This is a genomic window from Amycolatopsis sp. NPDC004169 (assembly GCF_040610315.1).
Classification (GTDB): domain Bacteria; phylum Actinomycetota; class Actinomycetes; order Mycobacteriales; family Pseudonocardiaceae; genus Amycolatopsis.
Genome location: NZ_JBEXMD010000024.1, coordinates 108,656 through 129,708, shown reverse-complemented (window position 1 = coordinate 129,708; position 21,053 = coordinate 108,656). Strand labels below are relative to the sequence as shown.

Below are 21,053 nucleotides of genomic sequence, written 5' to 3'. Positions count from 1 at the left end.
ACTACGCCTTCGGTGTGGGCAGGTCGACCGCGGGCCGCCGGGGGTCGCGGCCGGCGGGGAGGACGTCGGCCGTGGTGGCGAGCCACGTGAGGACGGCGTCGCGCATCCGCTCCTCGACCGAGGCGAATTCCGCTCGTCCGGCGAGGTTGCGCGTCTCGGCCGGGTCGGTCCGGCGGTCGTAGAGCTCGGGCGGTTCGTAGAGCCGCCAGACGTAGGTCCAGTCGCGATCGCGGGCCGCGAACGCCTTGCCGACGAGCCGGGGGTCTTCGTGCTGGAGTTCGCCCTTGAGGTCGTAGGGGAACGCGCCGCGCTCGAGCCGGGGCTCTTCTTCGGCCAGGAAGCCGCCTTCGCTGAACGCGTACGTCCGGTGCTCGCCGTCCGGGGCGTCGAACAGGTGCCGCAAGCTCCGTCCATAGTGGACGTGGTCGCACTCGATCCCCGCGAGGTCGAGCAACGTGGGGAAGACGTCGACGAGTTCGACGAGCGCGTCGGTCGTCCCGGCGGGGACCGGGCCGCCGCTGAGGATGAGCGGGTCGCGGGTGATGCACGCGTGCATCGCCGACGGCCACTTCTCGATGACGCCGAAGTCGCCGAGGTATTCGCCGTGATCGGCGAAGAAGGCGACGACGGTGTCCGGGGCGACCGCGGCGGCGATCCGGCCGACGTGGGCGTCCAACCGGGACACCATGCCGTGGTAAACGGCGGCGACTTCCTGCCACGCGGGAAGCGTGGCGCGGTCGAGCCCGTACTTCTCGCGGATCGCGGCGAGGTAGGCGGGCCCGGTCCCCGGGGGAACGGGAGCGGGCTGGGTGTCGCGGTCGTGCAGGGAAAACCACGGCTCGGCGGCCTCGAACGGGCAGTGCGGCGCGATCAGCGGCACGAAGAGCACCCACGGTTGCTCCGGGGGATCGGCGAGCCACGCTTCGGCGGTGCGGACCGCGGCCTCGTCGAAGTCGAGCGCGTCGTCGAGGACTTCGCCGCCGTAGAAAAGCCGGTCCCACAAGGAATCTTCGACGTCGGCGACAGCGGGACGGCGTCGTCGTCGTTCGACGGGCTCGCCGCCCCAGCGCGGCCCGGCCGGGACTTCGGTGAACCCGTGCTCGTGCACACTCAGCTCGGTCGCTCCGGGGGCGAACGTGTCGCCGCGGTCGCCCGCCCACACGACGTGGTAGCCGTGGTCGCGGAAGGTTCGCAGGAAGTTCGGCTCGTCCGGCCGCAGCAGCCCGTCCAGGGTGCGGTGCCCGGCGGTGTGCGGGTACCAGCCGGTGAGGAACGACGCCCGGCTCGGCGAACACACCGGGTGCTGGACGAAGGCGTTGGTGAACGTCATCCCCGCGGCGGCGAGCGCGTCCAGGTTCGGGGTGCGGGCGTGCTCGGCGCCGAACGCACCGAGCGCGTCGGCGCGCAGCTGGTCGGCGACGATCACGACGAAATCTGGTGGGGCCACGATGCCTCCGGGGTTGCCTGCGTGCCGGGTCCGGGGTTGAATGCGGTCACGCTACCTACCGAGTACTCGGTAAGTAAAGGAGTGTCTCGTGAAGGCGATCGTCGTGATGTTCGACAGCCTCAACCGCCGCCACCTGCCCGCCTACGGCGGCCAGGACGTGCACGCGCCGAACTTCGCGCGGCTCGCCGAGCGGACCACCGTGTTCGACAACTGCTACGCGGGCAGCATGCCGTGCATGCCGGCGCGCCGCGAAATGCACACCGGCCGCTACAACTTCCTGCACCGCGGCTGGGGTCCCCTGGAACCGTTCGACGACTCGGCCCCGCAGTTGCTCACCGACGCCGGCGTGCACACCCACCTGGCCACCGACCACGCGCACTACTGGGAAGACGGCGGCGCCACCTACCACAACCGGTTCCGCACCTACGAGTTCTTCCGCGGCCAGGAAGGCGACTTCTGGCACGGGCAGGTCGCCGATCCCGAGCCGGCTGCGAACCTCAAACGCCTCCGGCGGCCCGCCTACCGCCAGGACCGGGTGAACCGGCAGCACCTCACCGACGAGGCCGACCACCCGCAGACGCGGACCTTCGACGCGGGCCTGCGCTTCCTGGACGTCAACCACGCCGAGGACGGCTGGTTCCTGCAGATCGAGACGTTCGACCCGCACGAGCCGTTCTTCAGCTACCCGCGCTGGCACGACCGCTACCCCGAGGACTACGACGGCCCGGAACTCGACTGGCCCGACTACGCCCAGGTGCTGGAAACCCCGGAGCAGGCCGCCCACGTGCGCAACCGGTACGCGGCGCTGCTGTCGATGTGCGACCACTCGCTGGGTCGGGTGCTCGACCGCATGGACGCATTCGGCCTCTGGCGGGACACGCTGCTGATGGTCGTGACCGACCACGGGTACCTGCTGGGGGAGCACGGCTGGTGGGGCAAGAACGTGCCGCCGTGGTACGACGAAACGATCCACACGCCCCTGTTCGTCTGGGACCCGCGGGTGGGCGCCGCCGGCGAGCGGAGATCGGCGCTGGTGCAGACGATCGACTTCGGGCCGACGCTGCTCGAGTGGTTCGGCGTGCCCCGGCCGCCGGACATGCAGGGCCGGCCGCTGCGGGACGTCGTCGCCGCCGACGAGCCGGTGCGGGAAGCGGCGCTGTTCGGCGGGTTCGGCGGGCACGTGAGCGTGACCGACGGCCGGTACGTCTACATGCGAGCCCCCGCGACCGAGGCGAACGCGCCGCTGGCGGAGTACACGCTCATGCCGACGCACATGATGGCGCGCTTCGCACCCGAGGAGCTGCGCGACGCCGAACTCGTGCCCCCGTTCGCGTTCACCAAAGGCGTTCCGGTCCTGCGGACACCCGGGCAGGCGATGTCCAACCCGTACGCGTTCGGTACGCTCCTGTTCGACCTCCACGAGGATCCGGGCCAGCAACGGCCGCTCGTCGACGACGAACTCGAACTGCGGATGCTCGGGCTGCTGACCCGGCTCATGCGCGACACCGACGCGCCGCCGGAACAGTACGAGCGGCTCGGCTTGCCGGAGCACGGAGGTCCCGGCGGAAACCACCTGCAGGTGCGGCGCCAATGGGCCCAGGTCGAAGCGGCCCGGGAACCGATCCGCCGCGAGGACTATCCGCAGGGACCGCTGAGCGCGCACACCCCGCTGCGAGAGCTGCTCGCCGACTCGAAAGCCCGTGCGGTGCTCGAAGAGCGGGTGCCCGGGTTGCTCGCCGGTCCGCTGGCGGCCATGGCCGGCGGGCTGAGCCTGGTGGAAATCGCCGCGATGGCCGTCGGCCTGCTGCCCCGGGCGAAGCTCCAGGCCGTCAGCGACGCCCTGATCAGCGGCGATCACAAGTTACTCGGCAGTACGTCTTCCTAACTTACCGAGTACTCGGTAAGTTAGCGGCATCGCTGGAAGGAGCCGCATGACACGAGCACAGTCCGGCCGGGCCCGTTTCCCGGCCGCCGAGCGGCGGGAGCAGATCCTCGCCGTCGCCGCGGACGCGTTCGCCGTCGCCGGCTTCCACGGCACCAGCATCGCCGAGGTGGCGGCGAAGGTCGGGGTCTCGCAACCCGGGCTGCTGCACCACTTCCCGAGCAAAGAGGCGCTCATCCTCGCCTTGCTGCAACAGCGCGACCTCCAGGACGAGCAGGCCCTCGCGGCCCAGTTCGCCGGTGTCGACGCCTCCACACGGGAGTGGCTGGTGGCGCACTGCCGCCGCAACGAGACGCAACCCGGTCTCGTGCGGCTGTTCACCGTTCAATCGGCCGAAAGCCTCGACCCGGCACACCCGGCCCACGAGTTCTTCCGCGAACGCAACCGCCGCGTCCGCGGCCACCTCGTCCGGCTGCTCGAACGCGACCAGGAGACGGGCAGGCTGCCCGCCTCGCTCGACCCGGCGGACACCGCCGCCGAACTGGTCTCGCTGATGAACGGCCTGCAGCTGCAATGGCTTCGCGACCCGTCGGTCGACATGTGCGGCATCTTCGAGACGAGCATGCGCCGCCTCGAAAAGCACTGACCACACTCCCGCGAAGCGCTGCCGCCCCGGTGGCAGCCCCGGCTTTCCCGACCCCGCACCGGCCGCTGACGGTCCGGTCGCCGCGTGTGCGAAGCACGCGCCGGCGAATCCTGACTCAACGAGGAGTCCTTCCATGCGCTCAGGCGTATCCAGAATTCGTGGTGCCCTCCTGCTGACCCTGTCGGCCGTCCTCGTCGCCGGCTGTCAGTCCGCAGTGGACCTGCAACAGCAGGCGGCGTCCGGCGCATCCACGGCGGCCTGCCGCCCCGGCGGCACCCTCGTCGTGGCCAGCGCGCAACCTCCGATCCCCGGTCGCATCCTCGCCCAGGGCGCCGCGAACCTGTTCTGGGTCAGGGGTGTCTTCGAAACGCTGCTCGCGGTGAAGAACGGCGACGTCAAGAACCCCGAGCCCCTGCTGGCCTCCGCGTGGAAGCTCGGCGCCGACGACCGCAGCGCCGTGCTGACCCTGCGCCAGGGCGTCACCTTCCACAGTGGACGGCCCTTCACCGCGGCGGACGTGCTGTACACCTTCAAGCAGGCCCTCACCCCGGCCAGCCCCTCGATCGACAAGCAGATCATCAGTGGCTGGCAGGTCGAGGCGAACGGTGACCACGAGGTGACGATCCGCTCGAAGACGGCGTTGTCGCCGGTGCTCGCGAGCGTCCTCGACGACACCCCGATCGTCGATTCGGCGACCTACGCCGGTCTCGCCGACGGGAGCAAGATCATCGGCACCGGACCGTTCAAGGTCGAGAAGTACCAGCCGGGATCCCAGATCGTGCTGGTGCGCAACGAGAAGTACTGGCAGCAGGGCCTGCCGCACCTGGACCGGATCGAGAACGTCGTCATCCCGGACTCGACCGCGCAACTGGCCGCCCTGCGCTCGTCGCGGGCCCAGCTCGCCGGGGGACTCACCACGCAGGACGCGCAGACGATGACCCGCCAGGGTGACCAGTTCCAGCTGCAGGACACCCTGCAGGCGGCGTACTCGCTCGTCCTCGACACGACCGGCGGCGTCTTCGCCGACAAGGCCGCCCGGCAGGCCGTGGGCTACGCGATCGACCGGGACCGGATCAAGCAGCAGGTCTTCGGCGGGCTGGGCACCACCGCGGGCCTCATCTGGCCGCAGGGCGACACCTACCCGAAGGACCTCGAGAACACCTACCGGTACGACCCGGCCAAGGCCCGGCAGCTGATCCAGCAGGCCGGGGCGACCGGCGCCGCGGTGCCGATCACCATCATCAACAACCCGCAGCTGCAGGCCGAATACCAGATCATCGCGAACAACCTGACCGACATCGGCCTCAAGCCGAACCTGGTCGCACTGGCGGCGCCGGACTACCAGGCGCGGCTGGCGGCGCAGAAGGGCGGGAACTACCTGTCCTTCCGCGGCGTCGCCGACACCCCGTCGCTCATCGCGCAGACCAACCCGGACGTGCGGCTGCAAGGTGCCCACCGGCAGTTCAGCAGCCCCGAGTACACCGCGCTGGTGCAAGGCCTCGTCCAAGCCGGCAGCGGGCCCGGGCGCGGCCAAGGCCGTGCACGACCTGACCGCCTACATGCTCGACCAGGCCGTCCAGCACGTGGTCGTCACGACGCCGGGCATCATGGTCCGCTCCACCGCCGTCGGCGGCACCGCCTTCACCTCCGGCGGGCTGCTGTCCCGGGAAACGTGCCTGGTCCGATGAGCCGCTTCCTCCTCCGCCGCCTCCCGTCGATCGTGCTGGTGCTGCTGGCCACGAGCGTGATCGCCTTCCTGCTGCCGCGCCTGGCCCCGGGCGACCCCGCCGCGGTGATCGCCGGCCCGGACGCGTCCGCGCAGACGATCGCCGCAATCCGGGCGCAGCTCGGGCTCGACCAGCCCTGGGTGACGCAATACCTGCACTGGCTCGGCGGCCTCTTCACCGGCGACCTCGGGCAGTCCTTCCAGTACGGCAGGCCGGTGGCCGAACTGATCGGCGACCGCCTGGACAGCACGGTCGAGCTGGCCGTGCTGGCGGGAATCTTCCTGATCGTGTTCGGCATCGGCCTCGGCGTCCTCGCCGGGTCGGCTCGCAGCCGGTGGGCGCGCACCCTCATCGGCGGTGCGAACACCGGTCTCCTGGCTGCCCCGCCGTTCCTGGTCGGCCTGCTGCTGATCCTCGTGTTCGGGGTGGCCGTGCGGCTGCTGCCGATCAGCGGCGAGACGTCGGTGCTCGACAATCCCTCCATCGGGCTGCAGTACCTGCTCCTGCCCGCGCTGGCGCTCGCGCTGCCCATGTCGGCGGGCGTGGCCCGGCTGGTCCAGACGTCGATGGTCGGCGTGCGCCAGGAGGACTTCGTGGACCTGGCGGTCGCGAAGGGCGTGCCGTCGCGGCGGATCAGCGTCCGGCACGTCCTGCGCAACAGCCTCGGCCCGGCCGTGGTGGCGATCGGCATCCGGTTCGGCGACCTGCTCGCCGGCGCCGTGGTCATCGAGGCGATCTTCGCCCGCAACGGGCTGGGCCAGCTGGCCGTGTCCGGTGCGCAGAACGCCGACTACGCGGTCGTCCAGGTGCTCATCGTCGGCACGGTGTTCATCGCGGTTCTGGCCCAGCTGCTGACCGAAATCGCCCTCGCCGCGCTCGACCCCCGCATCCGATTGGGGCAGTGACCATGGTCATTCCGAAAAGGACGATCGCCATCTCCGTCCCGGCGGCGGTGCCGGACAAGGCGCGCAAACCCGAACGGGGCGGCACGTTCGCCCGGTACGCGAAGGCGTTCCGGACCCCGAAAGGGATCGCGGCCGCGGTGCTGCTCGCGCTGCTCGTCGCCGTCGCCGTGCTCGCCCCGGTCCTCGCGCCCGGCGGCTACGACCAGCAGGCCCGCGACGCCCTCACCGGCCCGTCCGCGGCCCACCTGCTCGGCACCGACGAGTTCGGCCGGGACCTCCTGGTCCGGACGATCTACGGGCTGCGCACCGACCTCAGCCTGATCCTCACCGCGGTGCCGGTGAGCATGGTGCTCGGCACCCTGCTCGGCCTCACCGGCTACCTGTCGAAACTGCTGGGCTCGGCGACGCAGCGGCTGCTCGACATCATCCTCGGGTTCCCCGGGCTGATCCTCGGCATCATGATCGTGCTGATGATCGGCGCCGGCTGGACGTCGCTGTTCGTCGCCATCGTGATCGCCGGGCTCCCCGGGTTCGGCCGGCTCGCCCGGGCGGGCCTGCTCGCCCAGCAGCAGCGGGAGTACGTGCTCGCGGCCCGGGTGCTCGGCGTGTCCCGGCCGAAGGTGCTGGTGCGCCACATCCTGCCGAACGTGGCCGACCCGATCCTCGTGCAGGCCACGGTGTTCATGGTGGTGGCCATTTTCATCGAGGCCGGGCTGAGCATCGTCGGGCTCGGGATCAACCCGCCGAACCCGTCGCTCGGCGCGATGCTCAACGTCGGCGCGCGGTACGTCAGCACGCTGCCGACCTACGTGCTCGGGCCGGGGCTGGTGCTCCTGCTGCTCGCGCTGGCCTTCACCCTCCTGTCCGACGCGCTCAACGAGGCGGCGACCCGGCGATGACCACCTCCGAAATCCTGCTGGACGTGCGCGGTCTGCGCACCCACTTCGACACCCCGGGCGGGGTCGTGCACGCCGTCAACGACGTGACGTTCTCGGTGCGGCCCGGCCAGATTGTCGGCATCGTCGGCGAATCCGGGTCCGGCAAGTCCGTCACGGCCCGCTCGATCCTGCGCATGGTCCGCCCGCCCGGGCGGATTGCCGGCGGCGAAGTCCGGTATCGGGGCACGGACCTGCTGGCCCTGCCGGAAAAGCGGATGCGTGAGCTGCGCGGCCGCGAGATCGCGATGGTGTTCCAGGACCCGCAGTCGGCGCTCAACCCGGCGATGACCGTCGGGGACCAGATCGCCGAAGCGCTGATCGTGCACGGCACCGCCAAGCGGCCCGCGCGGGAACGTGCCCGCGAGCTGCTGCACCAGGTCGGTATCCCGGACGCCGACCGGCGGATCGACGACTACCCGCACCAGTTCTCCGGCGGCATGCGCCAGCGCGTCGTGATCGCGGTGGCCCTGGCGAGCTCGCCGTCGCTGCTGATCGCGGACGAGCCGACCACGGCGCTCGACGTCACCGTCCAGGCGCAGATCCTGCGGCTGCTGGGCAAGCTGCGTGACGAACTGGGCATCGCCGTCCTGATGATCACCCACGACATGGGCGTGGTCGCCGAGATGTGCGACGAGGTCGTCGTCATGTACGGCGGCCGGGTCATGGAACGCGGCCCGGTCGCGGCGATCTTCGAACGGCCCGAGCTGCCCTACACCGCCGACCTGCTCGCGGCGATGCCCCGGGTCGACGAGGTGGCCACCGGCCGCCGGCTGCCGTCGATCCCGGGCGCCCCGCCCGACCCGGCGCGCCTGCCGAGCGGGTGCGCCTTCCACCCGCGCTGCCGCCTCAAGGAAGACGTCTGCACCCGCGAGGTGCCCGCGCTCGTGTCGCGCGGCGACGGGCACTTGGCCGCCTGCCACGTCACGCAGGCAGGTGCCGCGATCCCGCCGATGCGCCCGCCCGCCGCGGCCACCGCCCGCCGCGAGCGGATCCCGGTGCCGCTGCTGGACATCACCGACCTGAAGGTGGACGTCAACGCCGAGCGCACCGGCCTGTTCCGCCGGCACCGTCCGGTGTACGCGGTCGACGGCGTCGGGCTCACCGTCTCCAGCGGCGAGACGGTCGGGCTGGTCGGCGAGTCCGGCTGCGGGAAGTCGACGCTGGCCCGGACGATCGTCGGCATCAACACCGCCGCGGCCGGCACCATTCGGGTCGGAGAGCACACCCTCGACCCGAAGGAACCCGCGGGTTCGCCGCACCTGCGCGACACCGTCCAGTACGTCTTCCAGGACCCCTACGCGTCACTGAACCCCCGCCGCACGATCCGCCAGTCGCTCGACGAGGCCCTCGCCGTCCGCGGCACACCCGCGGCCGAGCGGGCGGCGGAAGTGGTGCGGCTGGTCGAGCGGGTCGGGCTCGACGAACGGCACCTCGACCGCTACCCGCACGCGTTCTCCGGCGGCCAGCGCCAGCGCGTCGGCATCGCCCGCGCCCTGGCGGCCCGGCCGAAGCTGCTGGTCCTCGACGAACCGGTGTCCGCATTGGACGTCTCGATCCAGGCCCAGATCATCAACCTCCTGGAATCGCTGCGCGACGAGTTCGACCTCGGCTACCTGTTCATCGCCCACGACCTGTCGGTGGTGCGGCACCTGTCGGACCGGGTCGCGGTCATGTACCTCGGCCGGTTCGTCGAAATCGGGGACGCCGAAGCCGTCTACTCGTCGCCGCAGCACCCGTACACCGCCGCGCTGCTGGCGTCGTCGCCGGTGCCGGACACGGGCGGGCGCACGCGCGAGCGGATCGTCCTCGGCGGTGACCTGCCCAGCCCGAAGGATCCGCCGAGCGGCTGCCGGTTCCGCACCCGCTGCCCGATCGGCCCGCTGCACCGTCCGGACCGGACGATCTGTGCCGAGGAGGACCCCGCGCTCACCCCGACCGAGGGAGGGCAGCTGGCCGCCTGCCACTTCGCCGGGGAACTGGCCCGCACCGGGGCGGTGGCATGAGCTGCTGCACCCCGGGCCGGCCGCCGGGGGACACCGTGGCTCCCGAAGTCCCGCAGCCGACCGGACCGGGCTCCACCGCCGGGATGGCTTCGCTGCCCGGCGGGGAGTTCCGGATGGGTACCGACGACGCCGAAGGCTTCCCGGCCGACGGCGAAGGCCCGGTCCGGACCGTGGAGCTGTCGCCGTTCCTGATCGACCGGTACGCAGTGTCGAACGACGGGTTCGCGGCCTTCGTCGAGGACACGGGGTACGTGACGGAGGCCGAGCGCCTCGGCTGGTCTTACGTGTTCGTCCGGTTCCTGAACCGGGAACTGCGCCGGATCTCGCCCCGCCCGGACGTCACCCCGTGGTGGGCCGCGGTGACCGGCGCCGACTGGCGGCGTCCCGAAGGCCCCGGCAGCGACCTGACCGGCCGCGGCGACCACCCGGTGGTCCACGTGTCGTGGCACGACGCCGGCGCCTACGCCGCATGGGCGGGAAAACGGTTGCCGACCGAGGCGGAGTGGGAGTACGCCGCGCGCGGCGGGCACGACCAGCGCCGCTACCCCTGGGGCGACGAACTCACCCCGGACGGCCGCCACATGGCCAACATCTGGCAGGGCCGCTTCCCGATCACCGACACCGCCGAAGACGGCTACGCCGGCACCGCGCCGGTGGACGCGTTCCCGCCCAACGACTTCGGCCTGCACAACATGGCAGGCAACGTCTGGGAGTGGTGCGCCGACTACTGGGGAACCGATCACCGGAACCCCACCGGGCCGTCGTCGGGGGCCGACCGCGTGACACGCGGCGGTTCCTACCTCTGCCACGTCTCCTACTGCAACCGCTACCGCGTCGCCGCCCGCTCGCACAACACCCCCGACAGCTCCGGTGGCAACACCGGGTTCCGCTGCGCCCGCGACTCCGGCTGACCGCCGCCTCGAGAAGGGTTCCCATGCGCGTCATCTACGTCGACGTCGACACGCTCCGCGCCGACCACACGCAGCCGTACGGCTACCACCGGCCCACGACCCCGAACCTGCAGGCCCTGGCGGACAAAGGCGTCGTGTTCGACCGCTACTACTGCTCGGACTCGCCGTGCCTGCCCTCCCGGACCGCCATGACCAGCGGGCAGTTCGGCATCACCAACGGTGTCATCGGGCACTTCGGCGAGGCCGCGCGGTTCCGGCTCGACTCGGGCCACTCGCCGCACCCCGACCGGCCGCTGCTCGGCCAGCGCCTCGGGCAGCACGGGCACTACACCGCCGCGGTCTCGATGTTCGCCGAACGGCACCGCGCCTACCACTTCCTCGGCAACTTCCGCGAGTCGATCCGGGCCACGAACGAGATCAACGACGAGGACGGCCGGGAGATCAACCGCGTGGGGCTGGACTGGATCCGCCGGCACGCGCACGAGGACGACTGGTACCTGCACCTGACCTACTGGGAGCCGCACACCCCGTACCTCACGGACAAGGAATGGACCGAGCGCGCGGCCGCGTCCGGTCCGGCGCCGGCGTGGCCGGACCAGGAGGCCATCGACGGGCACGCCGAGGTCTACGGCCCCCGCAGCGCGCTGGACCTGCATTACTCGGTAGGCCCGCGGAAGTCGCCGTACCCGGAGAACATGCCTGAGGCGATCCGCACTCGCGCCGACTTCGAGCACCTGATCAACGGGTTCGACGGCACGATCATGTACTGGGACAGCCTGTTCGGCGAACTCCTGGCCACGTTGGACGAACTCGGCATCGCCGACGAGACCGCGATCATCGTCAGCGCCGACCACGGCGAATCCTTCGGCGAGAACGGCTCCTACGCCGAGCACGGGCTCGCCAACGAGCCGGTCCACCGGCTGCCCCTGGTCGTCTACTGGCCCGGTGTCACCGACCAGCTGCCCGACGACGCCCGGCACTGCGAGGCGCTGCTCTACAACATCGACTTCGCGCCCACGATCTGCGACCTGCTCGGTGTCCCGATTCCTCGTGGCTGGCAGGGAACCTCGTTCGCCGACGCCGTCCGCGGCACCGAAATCCCGTCGCGGCCGTACCTCGTGCTGGGCCACGGCGCCCACACCTACCAGCGGTCGGTCCGAACACGCGACCATCTCTACATCCGCACCTACCACCCCGGGGCGTTCCGCGCGGAGTGGGAGCAGTTGTTCGACGTCACCGCCGACCCGCACCTCACCACCGACCTGCTCGACAAGGAACCGGAGCTGGCCGCGCGGATGCGCACGCACCTGGCGGAGTGGCTGCACACCTACGCGGGCCGCCCGGGCGCGCTGCCCGACCCGATGCAGACGACGCTGCAGGTCGGGCCGGTCTACTACAACGACCCAGTCCGCTACCAGGAACACCTGCGCGCGACCGGGCGTGGCCACCTCGCCGACGACCTGGCCGAACGTCTGTCGGCCGCGACCGGGGCCACGCCGGTGTCCTGGCATGCCCCGGACGTCGCCTGGACGCCCGAGCGGCACGCGGCCTGGGACAAGATGATCGCGGCCGCCGACCCCGCCTGATCGAGAGGTTTCCGATGACTTCCACTGTGGACAGTGCGCTGGACCTGCCGGCCAAGGTCGCGCTGCTGACCGGCGCGAGCATGTTCACCCTCCGCCCGGCGCCCGCGATCGGGCTGCCCGAGCTGCGGCTGTCGGACGGGCCCACCGGGGTCCGCGGTCTGACGTTCTCCGGCGGCCCCGCGGTCACGTTGTTCCCCAACGCGACGCTGCTGGCGTCGGCGTGGAACACCGAAACCGCCTACGAAGTGGGCCGGTTGCTCGCCGAGGAGGCGTCGGCGCAGGGCATCCACGTCGTGCTCGGGCCGACCGTCAACCTGCACCGCAGCCCGCTCGGCGGCCGCCTGTTCGAGGCGTACTCCGAGGACCCGCTGCTGTCCGGGGCGCTCGCCGCCGCGTACGTCCGAGGCCTGCAGGACCACGGGGTCGGCGCGTGTCTGAAGCACCTGGTGGCCAACGAGTCCGAGACCGACCGGCACACCGTCGACAGCGTCGTCGACGAGGCGACGCTGCGCGAGGTGTACCTGCTGCCGTTCGAGATCGCGGTCGCCGACGCGGACGCGTGGTCGATCATGGCGGCCTACAACCGGGTCAACGGCACCCCTGCCACGGAACAGCGGCACGTGATCACCGACATCGTGAAGGGGGAGTGGGGTTACCGCGGGCTGGTCGTGTCCGACTGGTGGGCCACCACGAGCACGGCCGCTTCGGCCAACGCCGGACTGGACCTGGTGATGCCCGGTCCGGTCGGGCCGTGGGGAGACCGGCTCGTCGACGCCGTGAAAGCCGGTGAAGTCGAGGAAGCCGTGATCGACGACCACCTCGACCGCCTGCTGCTGCTCGCCGAACGCGTCGGCACATCGCGGCCTCCGCGTGACGTGCCCGCGCCGGACAGCCCGGCCCGGCGGGCGCAGCTGACCCGGCTCGCCGCCGAGGGCATGACGGTGCTGACGAACGACGGGATCCTCCCGCTGGCACGAGAAACCACCGTCGCGCTGATCGGCCGGCACGCCGTCGACACCATCGACATGGGCGGCGGCTCGGCGCGGGTGAACCCGCCGTACCAGGTGAGCGTCGCCGAGGGACTGACCGGGCTGCTCGGCGACGCGGTCACCGTCGTCGACGGCGTGGAGGTCCGGGAACGTCCGGTCCCGGCCGGGCCGGAGTTCGCCGTTCACCCGTCGACCGGCGAGCCCGGCATGCGGGTGACGCTGCACGCGGCCGACGGCTCGCTGCTCGGAGAACGCGATCTCGCGGCGGCGAGCACGATGATCGGGGTCGACGACGACCTGCCCGAGGCGCCGCGAGTCGTTCGATTGTCCGCGCGACTGCCGCGAGGCGGGCGAACGCTGGTCGGCGGCATCGGCGTCGGCACGTGGGACGTGCGGGCCGGCGGCTGCACCGGCCGGTTCGAGCTGGGTCTCACCAGCGGCGACGTCGGCGAAGCGGTCTTGCGGCCACCGGGTGACACTGTGCTCGTCGATGTCGAGCCGGGCGCGCTGCTCGAAGCCGAGGTCACCCTCGAGCCCGGCGGCCGGGGCCTGTACGGGCTGGTCGCGCGCCCGGCCCCGGAGGACGTGACCGAGGCGGTCGACCGGGCGGTGGCCGCCGCGCGCGCCGCCGACGTGGCCGTGGTCGTCGTCGGGCTGACCGAGGAGCAGGAAACCGAAGCGGTCGACAAGATGTCGTTGCGGCTGCCCGGCGTGCAGGACGACCTCGTTCGTGCGGTCGCGGCCGCCGCCCGCCGGACCGTGGTCGTCGTGAACGCGGCGACCCCGGTGCTGATGCCGTGGCTGGAGCAGGTGGACGCCGTGCTCTGGGCCGGTCTGCCGGGGCAGGAGGGCGGGCACGCCGTCGCGGCCGCGCTGCTCGGCGACATCGAACCTGCCGGGCGCCTGGTCACGACCTTTCCGGCGGCGGACGGCGCGGCTCCCGCGTGGTCGGTGACCCCGGTGGACGGACGGCTCGAGTACGCCGAAGGCCCGTTCATCGGCTACCGCGGCCACGAGGCGGGCCGCGCACCCGCGCCGGCGTTCTGGTTCGGCCACGGCCTCGGCTACTCGACCTGGGACTACTCGGACGCCGCGGTGCTGGACGACGACGGCCACCGGGTCGCGGTCACCGTGACCAACACGGGCGGCCGCACCAGCCGGGAGGTCGTCCAGCTGTACTTCCGCCCGGCGGACGAACGGCAGCCGGTGCGCCTCGTCGGCTGGGGCGCCGCGACCGTCGAACCGGGGCAGAGCGCGCGGGTCGAAGTGACCGGGGATCCGCGCCTGCGGCGCCGCTGGGAGAACGGGAAGTGGGTGGAGCTGCCGCCGGACGGGGAGTTGCTGCTCGCCCGCGGCCTCGGGGACGTCCGCGCCACCCTGCGGCTGGGGAGTGCGTGATGCCGCCGAACATCCTGCTGCTCACCGCCGACGACATGGGCGGCGACACCCCCGGCTGCTTCGGCGGCCCGGCAGGCGTCACGCCGACCCTCGATCGGCTCGCCGGCGAAGGCATGACGTTCGGGCGGGCGCACGTCGCCGTCGCGGTGTGCCAGCCCAGCCGGTCGGCGATCATGACCGGCCGGTGGCCGCACCGCAACGGCGCGCAGGGCTTCGAACCGATCGCCGACGGCGTCCCGCTGCTGACCGAGGTGCTGCGCGAAGCCGGGTACTTCTCGGGCATCCTCGGCAAGGTCGAGCACCTGCAACCGGTCGAGCGGTTCGGCTGGGACTTCACCCGGGGCATGCGCGAGCTGGGCATGGGCCGCAGCCCCGACGCCTACGGCGAAGCGACGGCGGCCTTCGTCGCCGAGGCGGCCGAACAGGGCAGGCCGTGGTTCCTGATGGCGAACGCGCACGACCCGCACCGGCCGTACTCCGGCAGCCAGGCCGAGCAGGAGCGGTTCCCCGCCGAAGCCCGCGCGACCTACCCGCCGCCGTCGCGCGTTTTCGGACCGGAGGACGACGTCGGGGTGCCCGGATTCCTGCCGGACCTGCCCGGCGTGCGGCAGGAGTACCGCGAGTACCTCAGCTCGTCCCGGCGCTGCGACGACGTCGTGGCCGCCGTCCTCGGAGCCGTGGATCCGGCGGACACGCTCGTCGTTTTCCTGTCGGACAACGGGATCGCGGTGCCGTTCGCCAAGGCCAACTGCTACCTGCAGAGCAGCCGGACGCCGTTGATCGTGCGCTGGCCGGGCGTCACCCGCCCCGGCACGAGCGAGAACACGGCGTTCGTGTCGGCGCTGGACCTCTTCCCGACCTTCTGCGCGGCGGCCGGGGTGCCGGTGCCGTCCGGAGTGGATGGTCGGAGCCTGCTTCCGCTGCTGCGCGGGGAACCGCAGGGCGGCCGCGACGCGGTGCACACGGTGTTCCACGAGACGGCCGCGAAGGGCCGGTTCGAGATGCGCTGCCGCCAGGACGCCCGGTTCGGCTACATCTGGAACGCCTGGTCCGACGGCGTTCGCGAGTACCGCGCCGAGAACATGCTGGGCCTGACGTGGCCGGCGATGGTCGAAGCGGGCGGCGACCGGGTCGGGTTCTACCTGCACCGCGCCCCGGAGGAGCTCTACGACCTGCGAGCCGATCCCCACTCGCTGGCCAACCTCGCCACGGACCCCGCCCACGAGCAGAACCTGGCCGCGGTGCGGCGGGAGCTGCTTGCCTGGCTGGACACCACTGGCGATCCGCTGCTCGGTACCTACCGGGCGTTGCTGGCCGAGTCGTGAAGCCGCACTGGTACGAGGAGGGGGAGGAGCCGGACTACCGGTTCACCCTCGCCAACGAGCGGACCTTCCTGGCGTGGCTGCGCACGGCGCTGGCGTTGATCGCCGGTGCGGTGGCGCTGGCGCAGCTGGTGCCGTCGTTCTCGGTCGCCGGGCTGCGCACCGGGCTGGCGGTCTTGCTGGCGGTGGCGGGCACGGTGCTGGCGGCCTTCGCTTACCGGCGGTGGGCGACGGTGCAGCGGGCGATGCGGCACCAGCGGCCACTGCCGATGGACTGGCTGCCCGCCGCTATGGGCACGATCGCGGCCCTCACCGGCATGGTCGTGGTGTTCGTCGTGCTGACCCACCGGTCGTGAGCGAGCGCGACCCAGGGCTGCAGCCGGAGCGGACGGCGCTGGCCTGGCGGCGGACGGCCCTGTCCGCCGCAGTGGCCGCGGCCGTGTTGCTGCGGACCGGGTTGGTCGAAGCTTCTGCACTGGCTCTGACAGCCGGATTCGGCGCGCTGGCGGTGGTGGTGATCGCGGGGCGGGCCGGACTGTACCCACGTCGAACCGCTACGCCGAGGGTGCTGCTTGCCCTCTCGGCGGCCACCAGCCTGGTCGGGACGCTCGCCGCCGGGCACCTGCTGTGGAGGTAGCGCCGAGTGCACCGCAGAGGGAGGTTCGCCTTCGTTATCGAGGTTTGACTTCTCGCGTGGGAACAGTCACAGCTGATCGTCAGGCAATTCGCTCTCAGGTAGCTCGCGATCGTCGGACCATCGTGTCGGCCGTCTCGGGGAATCGTGCACGGAGTTCGTCGAGTAGTCGGTCTTCGCGGACGTAGAAACTTCTTGGCGAGTTCTGGTGGGCGGCTGCGGGCGTCACCCGCCGCCAGGCTCCTGGCGCGGGATGGATCCTTCGTGGACTTTTCCCGATCGAGGCCGGGCGCGTGGCGGATGGGTCTCTCTCCGGATCGGATTGCCGAATTTGGGGGAGAGCTCAGGAAACCGCGAGTGGTACCCGCTACTCAGAGGTAGTAAACACGTTGGCGTGAAAGAAAAAACTTCGATCTGCACCCAATCCGGTGATGGCTGCCGTGCCGAACCAAGACTGACGGTGAAGTCCAGACCCGAAAGGGGGTGAGATGGATGGATACTTCCCGGACGGATGACACGCCGGTAGAGCACCCGCTGGTACTTCGGGTGCTCGTGGTGGCCGGCGCGTTGTTCGGATTCACCCTGCTGGCCTTGGCCGTGTCGGGGGCCGCGAACGCTTCCGAAGGTTCGCCGCCGCCGGATCGGCCCGGTCTGCTCGGCGGCGTCGGGAGCGCCATGCACGACGTGCTCAAGCCTGTGGGGCCGGCGCTCGAGCCGGTCGCGGGCACGGTGCACACGGTGACGTCGCGGGTGGCTCCGGTGGTGAAGCCGGTGACGGACGGGCTGGAGCCCGTGGCCGCACCGGTGACGCGTCCGGTGCTGCATGCCGCGGAGCCGGTGCTGTCGGCTTTGCGGCCGGTCACCAAGCCCGTACTCCACGCGCTGTCTCCGGTGACCTCGCCGGTGTTGCATGCGACGGCGCCGTTGACCGCACCGGTGGTGCAGGCGGTCGGGGCCGAGCACGTGCTCCCGGCGGTGACCGGGCACCCGGCGACCGATCAGCCGGCGAAACCCGGACCGCGCGAAGACAGCGGTGCTGTGCCGGTGGTCGCCGCGCCTGCCGGTCCCACTGGGCCGGTCGTGGTCAACCAGGCCGGCTCGTCGCGTCCGCACGCGGCCGTGCCGGTCGCCGGGCATCCCGGTTCGGCGGACATCGGCGTTGCCGGTCCGCTGTCGGGCTCCGGTGGCGGCGAGTTACCCGCTGGCGTCTCGGGCGTGAGCGGGACGATGTCGGCCGGTTCCGGTGCGCGGCACGGTGGTGAGTTCGCCGTGACCGTGGCCGGGAGCGGTATTCCCGGCACCGATCGCACGTGGCGGGCGCCGCCCGCGGGTGCGTGGTCGTTGCACTGGCTCGAGTACTACGGCAACGACCATCCGAGCTGACGAACCCTTTCCACCTCCGGAAATCCATGAAGGACAGATGGTAAGGAAAGGGAAGTCATGCACAAGTACGTGCGACGCGGCCTGACCGCCGCGGTCATTTCCGGCGGGTTCGTCCTGCTGGGATCAGCGGTGGCCAGTGCGGACACCGGCGACTCGGGCCCGCTGGGCGGGCTCGGCACCACGCTGCACTCCGTGGTCTCCGGCGTTTCGGCCGGCGGCACCGGCGGGGACTCCGGTTCCGGCGGGAACGCGAGCAGCAGCAACAACGCTGTCAGCGGGAACTCCGGCAACTCGGGCAACTCCGGCTCCACCGGGCACAACAGCGCCTACGGCGTCTGTGTGCTCGCGAAGTGCAGCACCTCGGTGTCCTCGGGCAACTCCGGGAACACGGGCGCGACCGGCTCGACCGGGAACGCCTCGAACACCAGCACCACCACCGGCGGCAACTCCGGCAACGCCGGCAACGGCGGCTCCGCAACGTCGGCGGCGTCGGGCAAGAACACCGCGGACTCGCGGGGCGCCCGCGGCGGCCTGACCGGGGTCCTCGGCTCCGTGACCGGTACCGCCAAGGGCGGCAACGGTGGCGGCTCCGGCGACGCCGGGAACGCCACCAGCGGCAACTCCGCGGTGTCCGGTGACTCGGGCAACTCCGGGAACTCCGGCGCCACCGGCGGCAACAGCGCCTACGGCCTGTGTGTGCTGGCGCGGTGCGAAACCACGGTGACCTCGGGAGACTCCGGGAACACCGGCGCCACCGGCTCGACCGGTGACGCGACCAACACCAGCACCACCACCGGCGGCAACTCCGGCAACGCGGGCCGCGGCGGCGACGCCACCACGGCCACGTCCGGGGAGAACTCCGCCACGAACGACGGCGGCCATGCCTGGGGCTGGAACCGGCACGAGCGGGGCGGCAACACCGGCGTCCTGGGTGTCGTGACCGGAACCGCGAAGGGCGGCAACGGAGGCAACTCCGGCGACGCCGGCAACGCGAGCAGCAAGAACACCGCGGTGACCGGGAAGTCCGGCAACTCGGGCGACTCGGGTTCAACCGGCGGCAACTCCGCCATCGTGTGGACCATCGGCGGCCAGCACAACGGTCGCGGGCACGGGAACCACGAGAATGGGGCGAAGTCGGCCACCACGGTGACTTCGGGCAACTCGGGTGCCACCGGCGCCACCGGTTCGACCGGCGACGCGGGCAACTGGAGCACCACCACCAGCGGGAACTCCGGCTGGGCGGGCAACGGTGGCGACGCCACTGTCGTGAGCACCGGCCACAACTCCGCCACGAACAACGGTGGGCACAGCTGGAAGCACCAGAGCGGCCGTACCGGTGTTCTGGGTGTCGTGACCGGCGCCGCCAAGGGCGGCAACGGTGGCAGCTCCGGCGACGCCGGGAACGCCACCAGCCGCAATAACGCCGTGAGCGGCAAGTCCGGCAACTCGGGCGACTCGGGCTCGACGGGCGGCAACACCGCCGTCTCCTCGACCCGCGGGCACGAGCAGCAGAGCCGTCACCACGGCTGTGGCTGGAAGCACGAGAGCGGCACGAAGTCGCACACCACGGTGACTTCGGGCAACTCGGGTGCGACGGGTGCCACCGGTTCGACCGGTGACGCCGGGAACGACAGCACCACCACCGGCGGGAACTCCGGCTGGGGCGGCAACGGCGGCGACGCCGGCGTCATCGCCTCGGGCTGGAACACCGTCGCGCACAGCCCGCACACCGTCTGACGGTTCGCGGGATGGGCCAAGGCGGGGCACCGGAGGAATCCGGTGCCCCGCTCCTTGTGTGTGGAAATTCAGCGGTCGTGCGCCGGCGTTCAGCCGATCGCGAGGTTCGCGATCGAGGGTGTGGTGGGCTGCAGCGATCCGGTAAGGGGCGCCCATGAGTTCGGTGAGGCGGATTCGGTGTCGCTCATGGGGTTCCCTTCAGTTGACGATGAGGACCAGGCGGCCACGGACGTGACCGGTCTCGGCGGCATGGTGGGCTTCGGCGATGTCGGCCAGCGGGAAGGTCCGTTCGACCGGCAGCCAGAACTTGCCGGCTTCGATGAGGTCGCCGATGGTGGCCAGGGCGTGGAAGGCGTTGCCGTCGGTGAAGCCGTTGCTGAAGTGCACGCCGTGCTGTTCGGCGCCGGCGAAGTCGGCGAGGGTGATGACGTTCTTAAGCTCGCCGCCGGCGAGGGCGATGAGCTCGGGGAGCACGCCGTTGCCGGCGACGTCGAGGGTGACGTCGACTCCACCGGGGGCGAGGGCGCGGACGCGGTCGGTCATGCCATTCCCGTAGGTCACCGGTTCCGCGCCCAGGGTGCGCAGGAAGCCGGTGTTGCGGGCGCCGGCGGAGCCCATCACCCGTGCGCCGCGGGCGCGGGCGAGCTGGACGGCCGCGGTGCCGACGCCACCGGAGGCGCCGTTGATGAACAGGGTTGTGCCCTCGGTGACGTGGAGCTGGTCGAGGCCGCGGGTGGCGGTTTCGAGGGCGGCGGGGATACCGGCGGCGTCGACGAACCCGAGTGACGGCGGGATTTTCCCGCGGTAGGTCAGCAGCGCGTATTCGGCGGCCGCGGCTTGGTCGTCGGAGATGCCGAAGACGCGGTCGCCGACGGCGACGTCGGTGACGCCGTCGCCGAGTTCGTCGACGACGCCGGCGACGTCGGCTCCGGTGGTTTGGGGGAGGGTGGCGCCGAAGCTGAGTTCGCCTCGGCGGATCTTGGTGTCGCTGGCGCTGATCCCGGCGGCGCGGACCTTGATGCGGACCTGGCCGGGGCCGGGGTGTGGGTCGGGCAGGTCTACGAGTTCGAGGACTTCGGGCCCGCCGTACTGCTTGAACTGCACAGCTTTCACGGTGGTCGTCTCCTTCTCAGACGTTGCGGCTGTGGGGGATCTGCTTGGTGTAGTCGACGTCCCAGTCTTCGACGCCGATGGCGATGATCCGCCGGGGGTGGACGCGGATCATGGCGTTGTCGTGGTGGCCGGGGGTTTCGACGTCGGTGAGGGCTTCGGCGTGACCGCGGATCTCCAGGGAGCGGACCCGCCAGGGGTCGGTGCTGGGGACGTCGTCGATGACGAGCGCGATGCGGCCGTTGTCGGCGACGTTGCGGAACCGGCGGCTCTTGCGGAGGTTGAGCCCCATCAGGTCGATGGTCTGCGTGTCGGGGTTGTAGGTGAAGCCGACCGGGCTGACCTGGAGAGTTCCGTCGGGTTGGGCGGTCGCCACCCGGCACAGGGGCTGGTCGTGCAGGTACTGGATTTCCTTGTCGGTGAACATGGTTCTCC

16 protein-coding genes are annotated in these 21,053 nt (G+C 71.5%); 13 read left to right on the top strand and 3 right to left on the bottom strand.

The window, feature by feature from the left end; translation table 11 throughout:
• Position 1: 1 nt before the first annotated feature.
• The gene (locus ABZX11_RS29110; protein WP_354918754.1) at positions 2-1,447 is read right to left on the bottom strand and encodes a sulfatase-like hydrolase/transferase; all 1,446 of its coding nucleotides are present in this window, start codon (positions 1,445-1,447) and stop codon (positions 2-4) included.
• An 88-nt stretch (positions 1,448-1,535) separates the two neighbouring features.
• Between ABZX11_RS29110 and ABZX11_RS29105 the strand changes: the two genes are divergently transcribed.
• From ABZX11_RS29105 to ABZX11_RS29045, 13 genes are all read left to right on the top strand, one after another.
• Positions 1,536-3,332 carry a sulfatase gene (locus ABZX11_RS29105; RefSeq protein ID WP_354918751.1) on the top strand — a complete coding sequence of 599 codons (1,797 nt, stop codon included), beginning with the start codon at positions 1,536-1,538 and terminating at the stop codon, positions 3,330-3,332.
• 46 nt (positions 3,333-3,378) lie between these two features.
• Positions 3,379-3,975, top strand: a complete 597-nt coding sequence (locus ABZX11_RS29100; protein WP_354918748.1) for a TetR/AcrR family transcriptional regulator — start codon at positions 3,379-3,381, stop codon at positions 3,973-3,975.
• 133 nt (positions 3,976-4,108) lie between these two features.
• A complete protein-coding gene (locus ABZX11_RS29095; protein WP_354918745.1) occupies positions 4,109-6,607 on the top strand; it encodes an ABC transporter substrate-binding protein in 2,499 nt (832 codons plus the stop codon).
• A gap of 2 nt (positions 6,608-6,609) precedes the next feature.
• Positions 6,610-7,506: an ABC transporter permease gene (locus ABZX11_RS29090; RefSeq protein ID WP_354918742.1), complete on the top strand. Its 897-nt coding sequence runs from the start codon at positions 6,610-6,612 to the stop codon at positions 7,504-7,506.
• The gene (locus ABZX11_RS29085) at positions 7,503-9,548 is read left to right on the top strand and encodes an ABC transporter ATP-binding protein (RefSeq protein ID WP_354918739.1); all 2,046 of its coding nucleotides are present in this window, start codon (positions 7,503-7,505) and stop codon (positions 9,546-9,548) included. Before ABZX11_RS29090 ends, ABZX11_RS29085 begins: the two co-directional genes overlap by 4 nt.
• Before the next feature lie 83 nt (positions 9,549-9,631).
• Entirely contained in the window at positions 9,632-10,459 is an 828-nt protein-coding gene (locus ABZX11_RS29080; protein ID WP_354918830.1) for a formylglycine-generating enzyme family protein, read from the top strand.
• Positions 10,460-10,482: 23 nt separating this feature from the next.
• A complete protein-coding gene (locus ABZX11_RS29075; protein WP_354918736.1) occupies positions 10,483-12,045 on the top strand; it encodes a sulfatase in 1,563 nt (520 codons plus the stop codon).
• Between the two features lie 14 nt (positions 12,046-12,059).
• On the top strand, positions 12,060-14,432 hold the full coding sequence (locus ABZX11_RS29070) for a glycoside hydrolase family 3 C-terminal domain-containing protein (protein WP_354918733.1): 2,373 nt from the start codon (positions 12,060-12,062) through the stop codon (positions 14,430-14,432).
• Positions 14,432-15,757, top strand: a complete 1,326-nt coding sequence (locus tag ABZX11_RS29065) for a sulfatase (RefSeq protein WP_354918730.1) — start codon at positions 14,432-14,434, stop codon at positions 15,755-15,757. Before ABZX11_RS29070 ends, ABZX11_RS29065 begins: the two co-directional genes overlap by 1 nt.
• Positions 15,754-16,110, top strand: coding sequence for a DUF202 domain-containing protein (locus tag ABZX11_RS29060; RefSeq protein ID WP_354918727.1), 357 nt, complete (start codon positions 15,754-15,756; stop codon positions 16,108-16,110). Before ABZX11_RS29065 ends, ABZX11_RS29060 begins: the two co-directional genes overlap by 4 nt.
• Positions 16,107-16,391 carry a DUF202 domain-containing protein gene (locus ABZX11_RS29055; protein ID WP_354918724.1) on the top strand — a complete coding sequence of 95 codons (285 nt, stop codon included), beginning with the start codon at positions 16,107-16,109 and terminating at the stop codon, positions 16,389-16,391. Before ABZX11_RS29060 ends, ABZX11_RS29055 begins: the two co-directional genes overlap by 4 nt.
• A gap of 489 nt (positions 16,392-16,880) precedes the next feature.
• Entirely contained in the window at positions 16,881-17,771 is an 891-nt protein-coding gene (locus ABZX11_RS29050; RefSeq protein ID WP_354918720.1) for a hypothetical protein, read from the top strand.
• 57 nt (positions 17,772-17,828) lie between these two features.
• Positions 17,829-19,508 (top strand): hypothetical protein, encoded by a 1,680-nt coding sequence (locus tag ABZX11_RS29045; protein ID WP_354918718.1) that lies wholly within the window; start codon positions 17,829-17,831, stop codon positions 19,506-19,508.
• A gap of 198 nt (positions 19,509-19,706) precedes the next feature.
• Here ABZX11_RS29045 and ABZX11_RS29040 read toward each other — a convergent pair whose 3' ends face one another.
• Both ABZX11_RS29040 and ABZX11_RS29035 read right to left on the bottom strand, forming a co-directional pair.
• On the bottom strand, positions 19,707-20,621 hold the full coding sequence (locus tag ABZX11_RS29040) for an NADP-dependent oxidoreductase (RefSeq protein ID WP_354918715.1): 915 nt from the start codon (positions 20,619-20,621) through the stop codon (positions 19,707-19,709).
• Positions 20,622-20,637: 16 nt separating this feature from the next.
• Complete coding sequence (locus tag ABZX11_RS29035; protein WP_354918712.1) at positions 20,638-21,045, bottom strand: PPOX class F420-dependent oxidoreductase; 408 nt, start codon at positions 21,043-21,045, stop codon at positions 20,638-20,640.
• Positions 21,046-21,053 lie beyond the last annotated feature (8 nt).